Annotated in this window: 19 protein-coding genes and 3 tRNA genes; 7 read left to right on the top strand and 15 right to left on the bottom strand. The window is 72.5% G+C overall.

Features of this window, described 5'->3' with window-relative positions; all coding sequences use genetic code 11:
* Positions 1-8 precede the first annotated feature (8 nt).
* A complete protein-coding gene (locus AVP42_RS00110; protein ID WP_067944907.1) occupies positions 9-986 on the bottom strand; it encodes a DMT family transporter in 978 nt (325 codons plus the stop codon).
* 164 nt (positions 987-1,150) lie between these two features.
* Here AVP42_RS00110 and AVP42_RS00105 point away from each other — a divergent pair, with 164 nt between their 5' ends.
* Complete coding sequence (locus AVP42_RS00105; RefSeq protein ID WP_067944905.1) at positions 1,151-2,194, top strand: alcohol dehydrogenase catalytic domain-containing protein; 1,044 nt, start codon at positions 1,151-1,153, stop codon at positions 2,192-2,194.
* A gap of 4 nt (positions 2,195-2,198) precedes the next feature.
* On the opposite strand, the gene AVP42_RS00100 is transcribed toward AVP42_RS00105, so the two are convergent.
* Positions 2,199-3,191 (bottom strand): LacI family DNA-binding transcriptional regulator, encoded by a 993-nt coding sequence (locus tag AVP42_RS00100; RefSeq protein WP_067944904.1) that lies wholly within the window; start codon positions 3,189-3,191, stop codon positions 2,199-2,201.
* A 236-nt stretch (positions 3,192-3,427) separates the two neighbouring features.
* Between AVP42_RS00100 and AVP42_RS16325 the strand changes: the two genes are divergently transcribed.
* Positions 3,428-4,384 carry a helix-turn-helix transcriptional regulator gene (locus AVP42_RS16325; RefSeq protein ID WP_067944903.1) on the top strand — a complete coding sequence of 319 codons (957 nt, stop codon included), beginning with the start codon at positions 3,428-3,430 and terminating at the stop codon, positions 4,382-4,384.
* 10 nt (positions 4,385-4,394) lie between these two features.
* Here the strand turns inward: AVP42_RS16325 and AVP42_RS00090 are convergent, their stop codons facing one another.
* The 6 genes from AVP42_RS00090 to AVP42_RS00065 all read right to left on the bottom strand — a co-directional run bounded on the left by AVP42_RS00090 (position 4,395) and on the right by AVP42_RS00065 (position 8,091).
* Positions 4,395-5,501: an ABC transporter ATP-binding protein gene (locus AVP42_RS00090; RefSeq protein WP_067944902.1), complete on the bottom strand. Its 1,107-nt coding sequence runs from the start codon at positions 5,499-5,501 to the stop codon at positions 4,395-4,397.
* Positions 5,498-6,172, bottom strand: coding sequence for a molybdate ABC transporter permease subunit (modB, locus tag AVP42_RS00085; RefSeq protein WP_067944900.1), 675 nt, complete (start codon positions 6,170-6,172; stop codon positions 5,498-5,500). The genes AVP42_RS00090 and modB overlap by 4 nt, the downstream gene beginning before the upstream one ends.
* A 9-nt stretch (positions 6,173-6,181) precedes the next feature.
* Positions 6,182-6,979 carry a molybdate ABC transporter substrate-binding protein gene (modA, locus tag AVP42_RS00080; protein WP_067944898.1) on the bottom strand — a complete coding sequence of 266 codons (798 nt, stop codon included), beginning with the start codon at positions 6,977-6,979 and terminating at the stop codon, positions 6,182-6,184.
* 26 nt (positions 6,980-7,005) lie between these two features.
* On the bottom strand, positions 7,006-7,413 hold the full coding sequence (locus AVP42_RS00075) for a molybdopterin-binding protein (RefSeq protein ID WP_067944896.1): 408 nt from the start codon (positions 7,411-7,413) through the stop codon (positions 7,006-7,008).
* Between the two features lie 67 nt (positions 7,414-7,480).
* Positions 7,481-7,765, bottom strand: coding sequence for a hypothetical protein (locus tag AVP42_RS00070; protein WP_067944894.1), 285 nt, complete (start codon positions 7,763-7,765; stop codon positions 7,481-7,483).
* A 68-nt stretch (positions 7,766-7,833) separates the two neighbouring features.
* A complete protein-coding gene (locus AVP42_RS00065) occupies positions 7,834-8,091 on the bottom strand; it encodes a hypothetical protein (RefSeq protein WP_067944892.1) in 258 nt (85 codons plus the stop codon).
* 341 nt (positions 8,092-8,432) lie between these two features.
* Here AVP42_RS00065 and ctaD point away from each other — a divergent pair, with 341 nt between their 5' ends.
* Both ctaD and AVP42_RS00055 read left to right on the top strand, forming a co-directional pair.
* Positions 8,433-10,202 (top strand): cytochrome c oxidase subunit I, encoded by a 1,770-nt coding sequence (gene ctaD / locus AVP42_RS00060; RefSeq protein ID WP_067944890.1) that lies wholly within the window; start codon positions 8,433-8,435, stop codon positions 10,200-10,202.
* On the top strand, positions 10,199-11,461 hold the full coding sequence (locus AVP42_RS00055) for a YbdK family carboxylate-amine ligase (RefSeq protein ID WP_067944888.1): 1,263 nt from the start codon (positions 10,199-10,201) through the stop codon (positions 11,459-11,461). The genes ctaD and AVP42_RS00055 overlap by 4 nt, the downstream gene beginning before the upstream one ends.
* 39 nt (positions 11,462-11,500) lie before the next feature.
* On the opposite strand, the gene AVP42_RS00050 is transcribed toward AVP42_RS00055, so the two are convergent.
* Complete coding sequence (locus tag AVP42_RS00050) at positions 11,501-11,911, bottom strand: hypothetical protein (protein WP_067944886.1); 411 nt, start codon at positions 11,909-11,911, stop codon at positions 11,501-11,503.
* Between the two features lie 169 nt (positions 11,912-12,080).
* On the opposite strand from AVP42_RS00050, the gene AVP42_RS00045 reads away from it, so the two are divergent.
* Positions 12,081-12,401 (top strand): hypothetical protein, encoded by a 321-nt coding sequence (locus AVP42_RS00045; protein WP_067944885.1) that lies wholly within the window; start codon positions 12,081-12,083, stop codon positions 12,399-12,401.
* 12 nt (positions 12,402-12,413) lie between these two features.
* On the opposite strand, the gene AVP42_RS00040 is transcribed toward AVP42_RS00045, so the two are convergent.
* From AVP42_RS00040 to AVP42_RS00020, 5 genes are all read right to left on the bottom strand, one after another.
* On the bottom strand, positions 12,414-12,758 hold the full coding sequence (locus tag AVP42_RS00040; RefSeq protein ID WP_067944884.1) for a hypothetical protein: 345 nt from the start codon (positions 12,756-12,758) through the stop codon (positions 12,414-12,416).
* A gap of 107 nt (positions 12,759-12,865) precedes the next feature.
* Positions 12,866-13,141, bottom strand: a complete 276-nt coding sequence (locus AVP42_RS00035) for a hypothetical protein (protein ID WP_067944883.1) — start codon at positions 13,139-13,141, stop codon at positions 12,866-12,868.
* A 166-nt stretch (positions 13,142-13,307) separates the two neighbouring features.
* A tRNA-Phe gene (locus AVP42_RS00030) sits at positions 13,308-13,380 on the bottom strand.
* 87 nt (positions 13,381-13,467) lie between these two features.
* Positions 13,468-13,541 (bottom strand) — tRNA-Asp (locus tag AVP42_RS00025).
* A 38-nt stretch (positions 13,542-13,579) separates the two neighbouring features.
* Positions 13,580-13,652, bottom strand: a tRNA-Glu gene (locus AVP42_RS00020).
* 199 nt (positions 13,653-13,851) lie between these two features.
* On the opposite strand from AVP42_RS00020, the gene AVP42_RS00015 reads away from it, so the two are divergent.
* On the top strand, positions 13,852-15,174 hold the full coding sequence (locus AVP42_RS00015) for a M23 family metallopeptidase (RefSeq protein WP_067944881.1): 1,323 nt from the start codon (positions 13,852-13,854) through the stop codon (positions 15,172-15,174).
* A gap of 100 nt (positions 15,175-15,274) precedes the next feature.
* Here AVP42_RS00015 and ppa read toward each other — a convergent pair whose 3' ends face one another.
* The gene (gene ppa, locus AVP42_RS00010; RefSeq protein WP_067944879.1) at positions 15,275-15,760 is read right to left on the bottom strand and encodes an inorganic diphosphatase; all 486 of its coding nucleotides are present in this window, start codon (positions 15,758-15,760) and stop codon (positions 15,275-15,277) included.
* A gap of 63 nt (positions 15,761-15,823) precedes the next feature.
* Here ppa and AVP42_RS00005 point away from each other — a divergent pair.
* On the top strand, positions 15,824-16,151 hold a 328-nt coding region (locus AVP42_RS00005; RefSeq protein ID WP_304439340.1), incomplete at its 3' end, for an ATP-binding protein.

Here is a 16,151-nt window from a genome sequence, read left to right as displayed (position 1 = left end):
CTCCGAGGCTAGGCGCGACCTCCGACATCGACGGGCTGCCGCTGCGGCATCCGTCGACCGCTCGCGACCGCGAGCAGCACGATGCCCGACGCGAGCACGAGGAGGCCCGTGATCGCAGTGCCGGACAGCTGCTCCTGGAGCAGCAGCACGCCGAGCAGCGTCGCGGTCAGCGGTTCGGCGAGGGTGAGCGTCGACACCGTCGCGGGCGTGAGGCGGCGCAGCCCCGCGCCGAACAGCAGGTACGCCGCGGTCGTCGTCACGAGCCCCAGCCAGAGGGCCATCGCGAAGCCTTCGGGTGTGGTGATCCACGCGGCATCCGTGGCGAGCAGGACGGGCAGGCTGACCGCGGCGGCGACGCCGAACATCGCGCCCATGCTCGCCGAGGCGGTCCAGCCCCGGTCGAGCAGGTGCTTGCCCGCGAGCGTGTACACGGCGTACGAGGCGCCGGCGCCGACGGATGCCGCGACGCCGAGCGGGTCCACGGCCGAGGGGCCGGTGCCGGTCGCCGCGGCGAGGATCGCGACGCCGGCGGTCGCGAGCGCGGTCGCGACGATCCACGCGCGCCCCGGGAAGCGCCGGCGCAGCACCCAGTCGAGCACGCCCGTGAGGACGGGGGCCGAGCCGAGTGCGACGACCGTGCCCACGGCGACGCCGTTCGCGGCCGTGCCGGCGAAGAACGCCGGCTGGTAGGCGAGCACCCCGAGCGCGCCCAGCACGACGGCGAGCCAGGGGCCGAACCGGGGGACGGAGGGGCCGAGGCCGCCGGCTCCGCTGCCGCCGGACGTCGGGGCGACGGATGTCCCGGTCGCGTCGTCCCGGCGTCCGGCGACGTGCACGGCGAGGGCGATCGCGGCGAGCGCGCCTCCGCCGATGAAGATGCGCGCCGCTCCGAGCGAGAGCGGGTCGGCGTCGGGGCCGAGCGCCTGCGCGGTGCCCGTCGTGCCGAAGCAGACGGCGGCGGCGAGCACCAGGAGGACGGAGCGCATGGGGGCATTGTTCCACAATGCGTCGACGTGTTGCCGCGCGTGACGGCGATAGGATTCCGGAGGTCGCCTCGCCGCGGCATCCGTCACGTCATCGCCGAGGGGGCGCGCGACCCGGCGCACGGTGCCCGAGGGCGGCGGCCGGCCCACCACCCCGAGGAGGACCTGTGCGCGCCGTCATGTACCGCGGCTTCGGCGAGGAGCCCGAGCTCGTCGACGTCGATCCGCCCGCGTGCCCGCCCCGCGGCGCCGTCGTCCGCGTCCGCGCGACCGGCCTGTGCCGCAGCGACTGGCACGGCTGGATGGGCCACGACGACACCATCGCGCTGCCCCACGTGCCCGGCCACGAGTTCGCCGGCGAGATCGCCGAACTGGGCGCCGAGATCGACGAGGCGAGCGGATGGCACGTCGGCGACCGCGTCACGGCGCCGTTCATCTGCGCGTGCGGCCGCTGCGACGAGTGCCGTTCGGGCAACGAGCAGGTCTGCGACGACCAGCGCCAGCCCGGGTTCACGCACTGGGGTTCGTTCGCCGAGTACGTCGTGGTCGACGAGGCCGAGCTCAACCTCATCCGCCTGCCCGACTCCCTCGGCTTCGTCGAGGCCGCGTCGCTCGGCTGCCGGTTCGCCACCGCCTACCGCGCCATCATCGCGCGCGGCCGGCTGCACCCCGGCGAGCAGGTCGCGGTGCACGGATGCGGCGGCGTCGGCCTCTCCGCGATCATGATCGCGGTCGCCGCCGGCGTGCGCGTCTACGGCGTCGACGTCTCCGACGCGGCGCTCGACGCCGCCGCGGCGCTCGGCGCCATCCCGGTCCGGGGCGGCGAGGGTGCCGCCGAGCGCGTCCGCGAGGCCAGCGGCGGCGGCGTGGACCTCTCGGTCGACGCGTTCGGCAGCCCGCAGACGTCCTTCGCCTCGGTGCGCAGCCTGCGCAAGCGCGGGCGGCACGTGCAGATCGGCCTCCTGCTCGCCGACGACGCCGCCGCGGCGATGCCGATGGACGCCGTCATCGCCGGCGAGCTCGAGATCCTCGGCAGCCACGGGATGGCCGCGCACGAGTACCCCGACATGCTCGGCGCCGTCGCATCGGAGGCGTTCCGCCCGATCGAGCTCGTCGGGCGCACGATCGCACTCGACGAGGTGCCCGACGCGCTCGCGGCGATGGGACGCGCGGGCGGCTCGGGTTCCGGCATGACCGTCGTCGAGCTCTAGCGGGCTACGCCGACGCGCGCGGCACCAGCTCGACCTCCTGGCGGGGTCGCACGGGCTGGGGCCGGCCGTCGAGGGCCGCGGTCACGCACTCCGCGAGGTACGCCGCCTGCAGGTCGAGCGACTGCCACACCGTGGTGAGCGGCGGCGACGCGAGGGCGGCGACCGGGATGTCGTCCACGCCGACCACGGCGAGGCCGTCGGGCACCGCGACCCCCTCGGCGCGCGTGCCCGCGAGCACCGCGAGCGCGACCTCGTCGTTGTAGGCGGCGACGCCGTCGACGCCGGCGGACCGCCATGCCCGCACCGCCTCCGCGCCCGATCGCTCCGACAGGTCGACCTCGACGACGAGCGGCGGCTCCAGCCCGAGTGCGGCGCACGCCTCCCGGACGCCCGCGAGCCGCCCGCCGGCGAACGCCGCGACCCGGGGGTCGGGCGTCGTGGCGTAGCCGATGCGGCGGCAACCGCGCCCCGCGAGCCGCTCGGCCTGCGCGAGGCCGATGCGCCGTTGCGGGTCGTCGGCTGCGGCATCCGTCGTCGCCGCGGGGCCGGATGCGACGTCGTCGAAGGTGCCCACGACGCCGATGCCCGCCTGGCGCATGGCGCGGACGTCGTCAGGATCGAATGGGGCGAGCCCGACGACCGTGTGGGGCGTCACCGCGCGCAGCAGGTCGGTGAGCGGACGCTCGCCGCGCACGTGGTGCACGAGCACCGACATGCCGCGGCCGGCGAGCTCGTCGGCCAGCCGGTCGATCATCGCCTCGACCGCGGGACCGACCGGCCAGTCCGGCAGCACGCACAGCACCAGGTCGCTGCGGCCGCGTCGGAGCGTGCGCGCCGCCGCCGACGGCGCGTACCCGAGACGCGAGGCCGCGTCGAGGACCCGTCGCCGCGTGGCATCCGACACCGAGACGCCCTGGGTGGCGTTCAGCACGTAGCTCACCGTCGTGCGCGAGACTCCGCTCGCGCGCGCGACGTCGGCGCTGGTCACCTTCGCCACCGGGCCTCCATTCCCTCGTCTGCACCCTAATCGCAGGCGGAAGGCGGAGTGTGCGGCGGGCCGGCGCCGGTGTTCCCCCGAGCCCGGCGCGGACCCGGCCGCAAGCATCACTGTACGCCCGGTCCGGCCCGTTGGCACGTGAACTGGGGGATCCGTACCGATGGCGGATATTCAGCGTCCGGGTCGTATGCTGTCCAGACCCGGCGCCGGACGATGCGCCGGTGATAGGAACCGCCTTGCCCGGACTCGACCGGTCCTCGTTCGCGACCGCCGACCCCGAGGCGGCGCGCGAGGCCTTCGCCCCCCTCGTGCCCCGCTTGCACTTCGGGCGCGTCGACCCGGACGCCTTCCGCGTACGCCTGCGGTCCCACTCGACGCCCGGGATCCAGGTCGTCGACTACGCCTTCGAGGCGGCGGCCGCGGTCGAAGCCGGTGCCGACCAGATCCTCGTCGTGTCTCCCACGGGGCAGGGCATCGAACTCCGCCACGGGGCGAAGGCGGTCGACGTGTCCCGCCCATACATCAATGCCAGCGAGGGGGTCACCGCGCACTGGGAGAGCTTCGCCGCGCGGGCCGTCGTCCTGGACCGGGCGCGGGTCGAGGCGGTCGCCCGGGCGGCGGCCGACGACCATGGCGTCCGGCTGGAGCCGCACGAACTCGCCGCGCGCTCACCGGCGCTCGGCCGGTACTGGGACCGCGAGGTGGCACGAATCACGCGCGCCATGTCGCTCGCCCCGGAGGCGTTCGACGAGCCACTCGTGACCGAGGCCGTCTTCCATCGACTCGCGGTCACCTACCTCAACGCGTTCCCGCTGGCGTGGGTCGACCCCATCGGCCGTCGCCGATCCGTCGGCCCCCGGTCCGCGATCGTGCGTGCCGCGCTCGAGTACCTGCACGCGCACGCGGGCGAGCCGATCACGGTGCAGCACGTGGCCGAGGCCGTGCACATCTCGCCGCGGGGGCTGCACGCGGCCTTCGTGCACGAGACGGGCCGTTCGCCGTCCGAGCACCTGCGCGCGATGCGACTCGAGGGCGTCCGCGACGAACTCCGGTTCGCGCCGCCGGTCGACACCATCGCCGTCATCGCCCGTCGCTGGGGCTTCGTGCACCTGCCCCGGTTCGCCGAGGCGTACGAGCGGGCGTTCGGCGAGCTGCCCTCGGAGACCCGCGGCCGTCGCCGTCGCGTCGCCTGAGGGCGGGCCGTCACACCGGTTCCGCGATCCTCGCGAGGTGCACGGCGGCGGACGGGATCACCGCGTCCACCGCGGCACCCGGCAGGAGCGGGAGCCGCCGCGCATCGTGCCGGGTGAGCAGGCAGTCGAGGTCGAATCCCGCGTCGAGCCGGACGCGCAGGAGCTCGGCGGACTCCTCCACCGCCCGCACTCGCGCCGGCACGACGTTCGTCGCATCGTCCGGACGCCGCGACCCCGGAGCGGCGATGCCGAGGTCGGCCGCGCGCAGGCAGACCGCGACCTCACGGGGCAGGTCCGAGGCGTCGACCTCCGCGACGAGCCGGACCCCGCCCACGTCCACGGTGCCGGCGGGCCCGCCGCCGAGCCGGGCCGGCGCGATCGTGTCCATGCCGACAGCGGCGGCGACGCGCGTGTCGGCCGGTCGGTCGAACACGACGGCGGGGGAGTCGACCTGGCGGACCCGGCCGTCGATGAGCACCACCAGCCGGTCGCCGAGCGCGATGGCCTCGTCGCGGTCGTGGGTGACCACGACGGCCGGAACGCCGGTCGTCCGGACGAGCGCGCGCAGTTCCGTGCGGAGTCGCACGCGGGTCGGCTGGTCGAGGCCGGTGAACGGCTCGTCGAGCAGCAGCAGACGGGGATTCGGGGCGAGGGCGCGGGCGAGCGCGACGCGCTGCGCCTCGCCGCCGGAGAGCTCGCGCACCGACCGTCGCCCGTAGCCCGGCACCGCGCAGGCGGCGAGCACCTCGGCGACGCGACGGTCGCGCTCGGCGCGCGGCATCCGCTGCAGCCCGTAGGCGACGTTGGCCGCCACGTCGAGGTGCGGGAAGAGCGCGCGGTCCTGGAAGAGCACGCCCACGCGCCGCAGCCGGGCGGGCACGACCCGGCGGCCGCCGTCGTCCCACACGACGTCGTCGGCGCGGATCTCGCCGTCGTCGATCCGGTCCAGCCCCGCGATCGCCCGGATGACCGTCGTTTTTCCGGCGCCCGAGGGGCCGAAGAGCACCGTCACGCCCGGCTCGCCGAGCCCGACTTCGAACGCGGCGCGCACGTCGCGCAGGCGCAGGTCGACGTGCAGGGCGCTGCCGCCCCGTGGCATCCGCTCGCCGGCCGTCATCGCCGCACCAGCAGCCCGGCGCCGTGGCGCTGGATCGCGTACGTGGCCGTGAGCACGACGAGCGAGAACGCCAGGAGCACCAGGCTCGTGCGCCCCGCGGTCTCGTAGTCGAACGCCTGCACCGCGTCGTACACCGCGACCGAGACGGTGCGGGTCTCGCCCGGGATGTTGCCGCCCACCATGAGCACGACGCCGAACTCGCCCACGGTGTGCGCGAACGTGAGCACCGCTGCGCTCGCAAGGCCCGCGCGCGACAGCGGCAGGACGACGCGGAACAGGGCGTGCAGTCGTCGCCTGCCGAGCACCGCCGACGCCTCGAGCAGACGGCGGTCGACGCCCGCGAACGCGGCGAGCAACGGCTGCACGGCGAAGGGCATGCTGTAGAGCACGGATGCCACGAGGAGCCCCGTGAACGAGAACGCCAGCGTGGTCCCCGTCGTCTCCTGCCACCACCGCCCGAACGGCGATCCCGTGCCGAGCGCGACGAGCACGTAGTAGCCGAGCACGGTCGGCGGCAGGACGAGCGGGAGCGCCACGATCGCCTCGACGACGACCGCCCAGCGGCGCCGCGTGAAGGCCAGCCACGCGGCGATCGGCACGGCGATGACGAGCAGGATCGCGGTGGTCGCGAGGGCGAGCCGGATGCTGACGCCGATGGCCTCCCAGTCCATGCGAGCCCCTCAGCCCTCGTCCGTCGCGTCGGGCAGCGAGAACCCGTGCCGGGCGAGGATGTCCGCACCGTCGGGGCTCAGGATCGCGTCGCGGACGAGCGCGGCGGCCTCGGGGTCGCGGGCCGATCCGAGGACGACCCCGCCCTGGTCGAGTCTCGGATACGCATCGAGGGGGACCTCCGCCCAGGCGCCGACCCCGCGGAGCGGATCGGATCGGACGAGCGAGAGCGCGACGATGCCGGCATCGGCGTTCCCGGACTGCACGAACTCCGCCGCCTGCGCGACGTTCTCGCCGTAGACGAGCTTGCCCTCGACCTCGTCGAGAACGCCGGCGCTCCGGAGCGCCTCGACGGCGGCGACCCCGTACGGTGCGTGGGCCGGGTTCGCGATCGCCACGCGTCGCACCTCGTCGGAGGCGAGGGCGGGCAGGCCGTCGGCCGGATCGAGGCCGCCCTCGTCGCCGGCCCAGAGCACGAGGCGCCCGACCGCGTACGGGAAGAGGTCCTCCTCGTCGGCGAGTCCCTCCTCGACGAGCTGCCGCGGGTAGGCGAGGTCGGCCGAGAGGAAGACGTCGAACGGCGCCCCGTTGGAGATCTGCGACAGGAACGTGCCTGAGGAACCGTAGGTCGTCGTGATCCGCAGCTCGGGATGCCGCTCCTGGAGCAGCGCCACCACCTCCTCGAGCGCGAACTTGAGGTCGGCGGCTGCGGCGATGCGGACCTCGGCCGTCGTCGCACCGGCGCCGGCGCCGGCGGGGCCGCCGGCGCACCCCGCCAGCGCCAGACCGACGGCGAAGGCGGCCGCCATCGCGCGAGCCCGTGCACCACGCACGGTCACTCCGCCTCGCCGACCGGCGAGCGTTCGACGACCACGTTCGTCGCCTTCACGACCGCCGTCGCCGGGACTCCCGGCTCGAGGCCCAGCTCATCGGCGGCCTCGCGCGTCATCATCGACACCACCCTGAAGGGGCCCGCCTGGATCTCCACCACGGCCACGAGGCCCTCGCGCTGCACCTCGGTGACGATGCCGTCGAGGCGATTCCGCGCCGAGCTCACCGCGGGACCCTCGTCCGGGGTCCGACGACGAGCGACCACGAACCGGGCCACGTCGGCGCCGTCGACGACGAGGCGACCGCCGGGGCCGCGGTCGGCGGGCAGGCGGCCCTGGTCGACCCAGCGCCGCACGGTGTCGTCGCTCACCCCGATCAGGCGGGCGACGTCGGGGATCCGAAGTCGCTGCATGACAGCGCAGTCTACGCCGCATCTGCGGCGGATGCGCCGGTATCGGACCGCAGATGCGACCCGACGCTCAGTCGGCCGACGGTTCCATGACGGGGCGGGCCGTGGTCGGGATCGTCAGCACGCCGGCCGCCGGGGCGGTGGGCGCGGGCTGGTCGTGCTTCGGCACGAACCGCTGCCACACCGTGCGCGGCAGTCGCTCGTGCTGCCCGTCGACGTCGAGCAGCCAGTCGACGTCATCCGGACCCAGGTACCGGCCCGCCCGGACCTCGCTCACCCACCCCGTATCGGAGGGAACCCAGCGGATCAGGTGGATCCGCTTGCCGGGCAGGGGGTGGTTCACGTCGGACTCCATACCTCGTTCGTACCGGGGCGGCGGAGATGTGGCGACCCCCTTGCGCTTCGGGCGACGACGGGTTCCGATCACCCGTCCCGATCCGCGCTCAGACGATCAAGGGCGGCCTCGAGCGCAGCGTCCAACGTGGCGAAGGTGGACCGGACGCCCGGTCCGGGGCGCATCCACAGCATCTCGTACCCGTCGCCCACATCGGCGAGGTAGCCGACGATCTGTCGGCGATCGCCATCCGCATACTCCGGGTCCACCACCCGCCAGTTGCGCTCGTCGAGCGGCACCAGCCCCACCGGGGCGGGAGTCGTTCGCACCCGTTCCTGCTGCGACATCGTGCTTCCCTTCGCCTGACCGATGGCACCACGCTGGCGCGCCGGTTCACCGGGCGGCAGACCCTTGACTTCGACCCCCCGACCTGCACCCCGAAGCCGTCGTGGTGCCTGCGAGCAGGGAGCGCGTTTCATGCGGAATGTCAAGGGTCTGATCCCGGCGAAGCGGGGCGGTCACGCTCGATGGAACACGGCGCTCCGGACGGCACGTCGTCCGACGAGGAGTGCATGATGCGATACCACCGGCAGCGCCCGCTCACCGCAGCGGGACTCGAGGTCGTCCCTGTCCCCGCGCCCGATGTGGTCGCGGCCGCGTCCCTGCATGCGCACCCCGAGGTGGCGTGATGACCCGCCTCGAATCCGCCCCGACGACCACGACCTCGGCCGGCCGGCCGATCCGGCAGCGCCGGCGCGGCCTGCTCGCGAGCTTCCTCACGTCGACCGACCACAAGGTCATCGGGTACCTCTACCTCACGACGTCCTTCCTCTACTTCTGCCTCGGCGGCGTGCTGGCGTTGATCATCCGCGCGCAGCTCTTCGAGCCAGGCCTGGAAATCCTGCAGACGAGGGACCAGTACAACCAGCTGTTCACCATGCACGGCACGATCATGATGCTGCTGTTCGCGACCCCGCTGTTCGCCGGGTTCGCCAACGTGATCATGCCGCTGCAGATCGGTGCTCCGGATGTCGCGTTCCCTCGACTGAACGCGCTGTCGTTCTGGCTCTTCTTCTTCGGCTCGCTCATCGCGGTGGGCGGCTACCTGACACCGCAGGGGGCGGCCTCGTTCGGATGGACGGCGTACACGCCCCTGTCGACGGCCACGTTCTCACCCGAACTCGGGGGAGATCTCTGGGTGCTCGGCCTGGCGCTCACCGGGTTCGGCACGATCCTCGGCGCGGTGAACTTCATCACGACGATCATCACCATGCGTGCGCCCGGCATGACGATGTTCCGCGTCCCGGTGTTCAGCTGGAACATCCTGATCACGTCGATCCTCGTCCTGATCGCCTTCCCGATCCTCGCCGCCGCGCTCTTCGCCCTCGCCGCCGACCGCATCTTCGGGGCGCACGTCTTCGATCCGGAGACCGGCGGGGCCATCCTCTGGCAGCACCTGTTCTGGTTCTTCGGGCACCCCGAGGTCTATGTCATCGCGCTGCCGTTCTTCGGCATCATCTCCGAGGTCGTCCCCGTATTCAGTCGCAAGCCGCTGTTCGGCTACAAGACGATCATCTACGCGACCATCGCGATCGCGGCGTTGTCGGTATCCGTGTGGGCGCACCACATGTTCACGACGGGAAGCGTCCTGCTGCCGTGGTTCTCGCTCATGACCGTGCTCATCGCGGTCCCGACGGGCGTCAAGATCTTCAACTGGATCGGCACCATGTGGCGCGGGTCGATCACGTTCGAGACGCCCATGCTGTGGGTGATCGGGTTCCTCGTCACGTTCGTCTTCGGCGGGCTGACCGGGGTGATCCTCGCGTCGCCGCCGCTCGACTTCCACGTGCACGACACCTACTTCGTCGTGGCGCACTTCCACTACGTGGTGTTCGGAACCGTGGTGTTCGCCATGTTCTCCGGGTTCTACTTCTGGTGGCCGAAGTGGACCGGCACGATGCTCGACGAGACCCTCGGCAAGTGGCACTTCTGGACCCTGTTCATCGGATTCCACATGACCTTCCTGATCCACCACTGGCTGGGCGTGGTGCGGATGCCGCGTCGGTACGCCTCGTACCTGCCGGAGGACGGCGTGACGTGGATGCACCAGCTCTCCACGGTGGGCGCGTTCCTGCTCGCGGTGTCGATGCTCCCCTTCTTCGCCAACGTGTACCTGACTGCTCGGCGCGCGCCGAAGGTCGCGGTCGACGACCCCTGGGGCTACGGGCGCTCCCTCGAGTGGGCGACCAGCTGCCCGCCGCCGCGGCACAACTTCACCTCGATCCCACGAATCCGCTCGGAGTCGCCGGCGTTCGACGTGCACCACCCCGAGGCCGGGATCCCCGTCGGCATCGGCGGCCCGCACCTGCGGGACGCGCCCGACGCCCCGACGCTCGAGGCGACGGACGACACCGTCCGGAGTCGCGCTGGCGAGGAGCGCGGGACGGAGGCGCCATGAGCCAGGCCGGCGGGGTGAACGACTCCCGGGTGATGCGGACGTTCGGCATCGAGGAGGAGTTCCAATTCCTGCATCCCAGCACGTTGCTGCCCGCGGACGCGGGTGCCGCGGTGCTGCGTCGGCTGGCCAGGACGCCGTGGGCCGCGGTGGCGCACCGCGAGTTCCTCGCCTCGCAGATCGAGCACGCCTCCGTCGTGCTGAGCACGCTCGACGAAGGCCGGTCGGCTCTCGTGGGCTTCCGGCGCGCCGTCGCCCGGTCGGCGAGCCGTCTCGGACTGGTCGCGGCCGGCGTCGGGACGGCCCCGGACTGCGTGACGGATCCTCGTCTCACCGACGACGTGGTCCGATACGGGCGCATCGCCGAGGACATGCTCGGGATCATCGCCGATCACCAGGTGAGCGGCCTCCACATCCACGTCGCCGTACCGGATCGCGCTGCGGGCGTCCGGGCACTGAACGCCGCCCGGCCGTGGATGCCGTTGCTGACCGCGTTCGCGGCCAACTCGCCGCTCTGGCGCGGCCGGGACAGCGGCTACGACAGCTGGCGGACGGTGCTGCTGCGGCGCTGGACCACAGCGGGCTGCCCGCCGGTCTTCGCCGACGCCGACGACTACGACCGCCGGGTCGACGCGCTCATCGGCGTCGGCGGCACCTTCGACCGCGCACTCATCATGTGGAACCTGCGCCTGTCGGATCACCTGCCGACGATCGAGTTCCGGATGGCCGATGCGCAGCTCGACGCGGAGTCGTCCCTGCTCGTAGCAGCGCTGTGCCGCGCGCTGGTGACGCGGTCCCTCGAGTCATCGGCGACGGCGATGGCGCAGGAGGCGCCTCCCGGCGAGCTGCTCAGTGCGGCGATCCTCCACTCCGCGCGGCACGGGCTCCGCGAGAGCGTGTACGACCCGTCGGCCGGCGCGCTCGTGCCTGCCGAGCAGGCGGTGCGCGGGCTGGTGTTCGCCCTTTCCGACGTCCTCGCCGCGGCCGGCGACCTCGACGCCGTCGTCGACGGGACGGAACGCGTCCTCGCGGACGGCACCGGGGCGGAACGGCAGCGCCGGGCGTTCCTCCGGGGAGGAGCCCCGGGACTGCGGAGGCTGCTCGAGCGGGAGCTCGTCGCGGAGGAGCCGCAGCCGCGCGGGGCCGGCGATGGCATGGGCACGCTGTCGGGTCCGATCGGCATCGTCGATCCGATCGCCGAGGTGCCCGCCATCCTGCCGGCGAACCCGTCGGGAGGTGTGCGTGTGCGGGATCACGGGTGAACCGGCCCTCGGCGCCGGCGCGCCGATCCGCACCGCGCGTCAGGAACGCGCGTCGTGCTCGTCCGACTCCCGCGTCGTCGTCGGCGGCGGCGGCGGTGGCCGCACGGCGCCGAGGCCGTCCACGACGGCTCGGGTCGCCGCCGGGACCACCCGCGTGTGCCGGTGAAGGTCGGCGGCCTCGATCGAGATACCCGACACCGAGTTCGCCGCGATCATCAGGCGGTCGAGCCAGAGCCGGTCGAGGTCGGGCGGGCGAGGCAGGTCGTACGACGCGAGCACGCCGGCGGACGGATGGACCCACACCTGCTGGGCGTGCTCCCCGGTTCCGGTCCACTCGAGCAGGACCGGCTCGTTGCGACGCAACTTCGCCACGAGCACCGCGTGCAGGTGCGCGGTCAGGTCGTCGTCGAGCTCGATGGTGGCGAGCCCCGCGATCGTCAGGCAACCCATGTCAGTACTCACCGCCCCCCAGCTGGCCTACGGCCATTGTGCGTTCGCGGTTTTCACCCGACAAGGGCTTGACGAACGGGCTCAGGTGCGAGTCGGCAACCGCCTTGCGCCGACGGCGCGACGACGTCAAGCCCGTGTGCAATCGCCGCCGCAGGAGTAAGCAGGAACCATGGACCGGCTCTACTACTCAGGGGACTCCGTGCTGACGGGGTCGGCGATCGCCAGGGCGCTGCTCGACTACGCCGGTGCACTCGCCGACGTCCGGGCGTCGGCCACCGTGCGGATCCCCACGCGCCGGCCGGACGGGTCGCTCGGGCACTCCACGGTCCTCATCGGACCGGCGAGCGAACTCATCTCGGATGAGGAGCCCGGCGAGCACGACGAACTGGTCGACGAGGAGCTGGTCGCGTACATGGCCGCGGAGACCCGGAAGCTCCGCAACATCGCGGTCGTCGGCGACGTCGACGAGGAGGAGTACGACGACTACTGAGCTCGCCCGCGCTCAGCTCGCGTTCTGGGGTTGTGCCGATTCGTCGGCCTCCTCGATGCCGAGGGGAACGTCTTCGGCCTGGATGATGAGGCCGCCACCCTTGGAGGCGAGGTCGGCGAGGCGCTCGGCCCAGGCCAGGTTGAGCTCCACCGGCACTGCGGCGTCGTACTGGCAGTGGATGGGCACGCCGTTGTCGACCCAGACCGCGTGCCGGCCCAATCCGCTGGACTCGTCCGCGCGCCAGCTCATGAAGAAGTTCTCACCGCGGCGGAGCTTCGCCCCGATGATGAGCTGGAGATGCGCCAGCAGGCGGTCCTCCATCTCGAACGACGAGTCGCCGTAGTGCAGTCTGCCCATGTGGTCCTCCCGCGTGCCTGACCTCACGGTAACGCCACCCGTCCGCCTCCGGTAAGACCCGTGGCGGGCTTGATCGACGCCGTTCCGGTCTGCTAGTCGATCCGGCGTCAGGTGATGTCGAACGGGTCGAACCAGGAGGGCTCGACCGGGTCCGCCCCGAGATCCGAACCCCGGAGGGCGTCCTCCGACGCGCGCACCTCGATGGCCAGGCTCATCCCCGGCGACACGAGGACGCTCAGCGTGCGGCCCGGCGCGTCGACGAGTTCGACGAAGCCGCCGCCGGCGCGAACCTGATCGGTGATCCGCGTCATGATCCCCGCGACGTCCTGGTCGGCCGGCAGGACGTACTCCCGCCCGTCGACGATGATCCTGATCACACGCATGGCGTCCCTTCGACTCCGTCGGACGCCAGTCTCCGACGCCGCAGCGGCATCCAAGAACACCCTTGACGTTGCCCCCGTCTGACTGCAAGCCTGCGCACCACCCGCGCGGTGCACCCGGCGCCGGATACGCGAAAACCCCCGGCGAACCGGGGGTTTCCTGACGATGTGGCTCCGACCGGCATCGATCCGGTGACCTTTCGATTTTCAGTCGAACGCTCTACCAACTGAGCTACAGAGCCTCGCGGCATCCGCCCGACGAATCGGAACCGGTGCCTCGATAAGGAGAAAGCCCCTTCTCTCGAAAGGGAAAGGGCTTGTCGCCTGAGCGACCCTGACGGGACTTGAACCCGCGACCTCCGCCGTGACAGGGCGGCACGCTAACCAACTGCGCCACAGGGCCTCGTAAAGAAGCTGTTCAATTGTAAACCCATCGCAGGGTGACCCCAACGGGATTCGAACCCGTGCTGCCGCCGTGAAAGGGCGGTGTCCTAGGCCGCTAAACGATGGGGCCGGAGTGTCATACCGGGGCATGACCGCCGAGAAGACAGCATACGCATTCGGCGGCCAGATTCCAAAACGAGCCGCCGAACCGCGCCACGCGGGGCCGAAATCCCCGGAAGCGACCCCCGCCGCGCCTACGGTGACATGGCCACTGCCCGCACGGACGACACGAGCGCGGGTCCTGAACGGGCCGCGCGGATGAGGGGATCATGTCGCGAGACGCAGAGCGCCGAGCACCCGGCCGCGCCGGGTCGAGGCTGCGCGCCGTCGCGGCGGCCATCGTGCTCATGTTCGCCGCGACCGGGGGTGTCGTGGCCGACCCCGCGCCCGCCTCCGCCGCGGACTACCCGACGTGGCAGGAGCTGCAGAAGGCGAAGGCCGACACGCGCGCCGCCGCCAAGGCCGTGGACCAGATCATCGCCCTCATCGCGCAGCTCGAGGAGAACGTGGCCGTCGCCCGCGCCGAGGCCGAGCGGCGGACCGAGGAACTCCTCGTCGCCCAGCAGGAATACGACGACGCCGCCCGCCGCGCCGAGGAGATCCAGTCGCAGGCCGACGCCGCCGCCGCCGAAGCGGAGGCAGCGGAGCGCAGCGCGGGGCAGGTCGCCGCGCAGCTCTACCGCACGGGCAGCACCGACCTCGGCGTCAACATGCTCATCGACGCCGGCGACGCCCGGCGCACCGACGAGCTGCTCGCCCGACTCGGCTCGATGGAGAAGCTGGTCGAGCGCACCGGCGACATCTACGCGCAGGCCAAGGAGGCCGGCAACACGGCGCAGTCCCTCGCCGACCAGGCGGAGGTGGCCCGCGCCGAACGCGAGAAGCTCCGCATCGCGGCCGAGAAGGCCCTTGTCGCGGCCCAGGCCGCCCAGGCCGCGGCCGAGACGGCGCTCGCCGAGTCCGAGTCGAAGAAGATCGAGCTCGACCAGCAGCTGAAGTTCCTCCGCGACACCGAGGCGAAGACGACCGCCGCGTACGAGGAGGGCGAGCGCAAACGCAAGGAAGAGGAGGAGCGCCGCCGCAAGGCCGAGGAGGAGCGCCGCAAGCGCGAGGCGGCGGCGGCCGCCGCTGCCGGTGGTGGTGGCGGCGGTGGCGGCGGCGGAGGCGGCGGCTCCGGCTGGTCGAAGCCCGCCTACGGCTACATCTCCGGTGTGTACGGCCCGCGTCAGGTGATCTGCAGCGGCGGGTACTGCACGAACCCGTTCCACTACGCGACCGACATCGCCACGGGCTGCTCGGCGCCCATCTACGCCGCGACGAGCGGCCGCGTGGTCTTCTCGGGCTACTCGGGCAGCTACGGCAACTTCATCAAGATCGACCACGGCGGCGGGATCTCCACCGGGTACGCGCACATCCGGCCGGGCGGCCTCTTCGTCGGCTACGGCCAGTGGGTGTCCTCGGGCCAGGTGATCGCGTCGAGCGGCACCACCGGCGCATCGACCGGATGCCACCTGCACTTCGAGGTCTACAGCGGCTGGAGTCGCATCGACCCGCAGCCCTTCATGGCCGCGCGCGGCGTCTACCTCGGCTGAGGCACGGCACCCCGAGGCGACCCGGGGACGAGACGAGGGGGCGAGCCGAATCGGCTCGCCCCCTCGTGCGTGCAGCGGATGCCGCGGCATCCGCTCGTGCTCAGTGGCCCGGGTACGCCTCGATCGCCTTGGCGATGAGCGACTCGGCCTCGGCCGCGTCGGCCCAGCCCTCGGTCTTGACCCACTTGCCGGGCTCGAGGTCCTTGTAGTGCTCGAAGAAGTGCTCGATCTCCTTCTTCGTGTACTCGGGGATCGAGTCGACGTCCTGGATGTGGTTCCAGCGCGGGTCGCCCGCGGGCACCGCGATGACCTTCGCGTCGCCGCCGCCGTCGTCGGTCATGTGGAACACGCCCACGGGACGGACCTTCACGCCCACGCCCGGGAACAGCGGGTACTGGGTGAGCACGAGCACGTCCAGCGGGTCGCCGTCGTCGCCCAGGGTGTTCTCGAAGAAGCCGTAGTCGGTCGGGTAGACGAAGTTCGTGTAGAGCACGCGGTCGAGGAAGACCCGGCCGGTCTCGTGGTCGACCTCGTACTTGTTGCGGCTCCCCTTGGGGATCTCGATGACGGCGGCGTACTCGCCCATGCTGTTCTCCTCGTGTGGCGGATGGCGCGGCCCGCGCCCGGATGGCCGGAATAAGGTTACGTGATGGCCTCCGAGCGACGACCACGGCTGACGCCGCCGATCGCCGACGTGCGACGCGCGGTGCGCGAGGTGCTGGAGCCGCGGGAGGACGCGCCGCTCCTGCTCGTCGCCCTCTCGGGCGGGGCCGACTCCCTCGCGCTCGCCGCGGCCGCCGCGTTCGAGGCGCCGCGGGCCGGATGGCGCGCCGGGGCCGTCGTCGTCGACCACGGCCTGCAGGCGGGTTCGTCCGAGCAGGCGGATGCCGCGGCATCCGTCGCCCGCGACCTCGGGCTCGACCCGGTGCTCGTGCGACGCGTCGACGCGACCGCCGCCCCCGGCGGCGACGGCCCGG

This window comes from Agromyces sp. NDB4Y10, assembly GCF_001620055.1.
Lineage (GTDB): Bacteria > Actinomycetota > Actinomycetes > Actinomycetales > Microbacteriaceae > Agromyces > Agromyces indicus.
Note: the sequence above shows the minus strand (reverse complement) of the source record. Positions and strands in the feature narration are given on the sequence as shown.

Excerpts from the sequence above, each read along its gene's own strand:
- AVP42_RS00110 (WP_067944907.1), bottom strand. The coding sequence starts at position 986 with ATGCGCTCCGTCCTCCTGGTGCTCGCCGCCGCCGTCTGCTTCGGCACG.
- AVP42_RS00090 (WP_067944902.1), bottom strand. The coding sequence starts at position 5,501 with ATGACGGCCGGCGAGCGGATGCCACGGGGCGGCAGCGCCCTGCACGTC.
- modB (WP_067944900.1), bottom strand. The coding sequence starts at position 6,172 with ATGGACTGGGAGGCCATCGGCGTCAGCATCCGGCTCGCCCTCGCGACC.
- modA (WP_067944898.1), bottom strand. The coding sequence starts at position 6,979 with ATGGCGGCCGCCTTCGCCGTCGGTCTGGCGCTGGCGGGGTGCGCCGGC.
- AVP42_RS00075 (WP_067944896.1), bottom strand. The coding sequence starts at position 7,413 with ATGCAGCGACTTCGGATCCCCGACGTCGCCCGCCTGATCGGGGTGAGC.
- AVP42_RS00070 (WP_067944894.1), bottom strand. The coding sequence starts at position 7,765 with ATGGAGTCCGACGTGAACCACCCCCTGCCCGGCAAGCGGATCCACCTG.
- AVP42_RS00065 (WP_067944892.1), bottom strand. The coding sequence starts at position 8,091 with ATGTCGCAGCAGGAACGGGTGCGAACGACTCCCGCCCCGGTGGGGCTG.
- ctaD (WP_067944890.1), top strand. The coding sequence starts at position 8,433 with ATGACCCGCCTCGAATCCGCCCCGACGACCACGACCTCGGCCGGCCGG.
- AVP42_RS00055 (WP_067944888.1), top strand. The coding sequence starts at position 10,199 with ATGAGCCAGGCCGGCGGGGTGAACGACTCCCGGGTGATGCGGACGTTC.
- AVP42_RS00050 (WP_067944886.1), bottom strand. The coding sequence starts at position 11,911 with ATGGGTTGCCTGACGATCGCGGGGCTCGCCACCATCGAGCTCGACGAC.
- AVP42_RS00045 (WP_067944885.1), top strand. The coding sequence starts at position 12,081 with ATGGACCGGCTCTACTACTCAGGGGACTCCGTGCTGACGGGGTCGGCG.
- AVP42_RS00040 (WP_067944884.1), bottom strand. The coding sequence starts at position 12,758 with ATGGGCAGACTGCACTACGGCGACTCGTCGTTCGAGATGGAGGACCGC.
- AVP42_RS00035 (WP_067944883.1), bottom strand. The coding sequence starts at position 13,141 with ATGCGTGTGATCAGGATCATCGTCGACGGGCGGGAGTACGTCCTGCCG.
- AVP42_RS00015 (WP_067944881.1), top strand. The coding sequence starts at position 13,852 with ATGTCGCGAGACGCAGAGCGCCGAGCACCCGGCCGCGCCGGGTCGAGG.
- ppa (WP_067944879.1), bottom strand. The coding sequence starts at position 15,760 with ATGGGCGAGTACGCCGCCGTCATCGAGATCCCCAAGGGGAGCCGCAAC.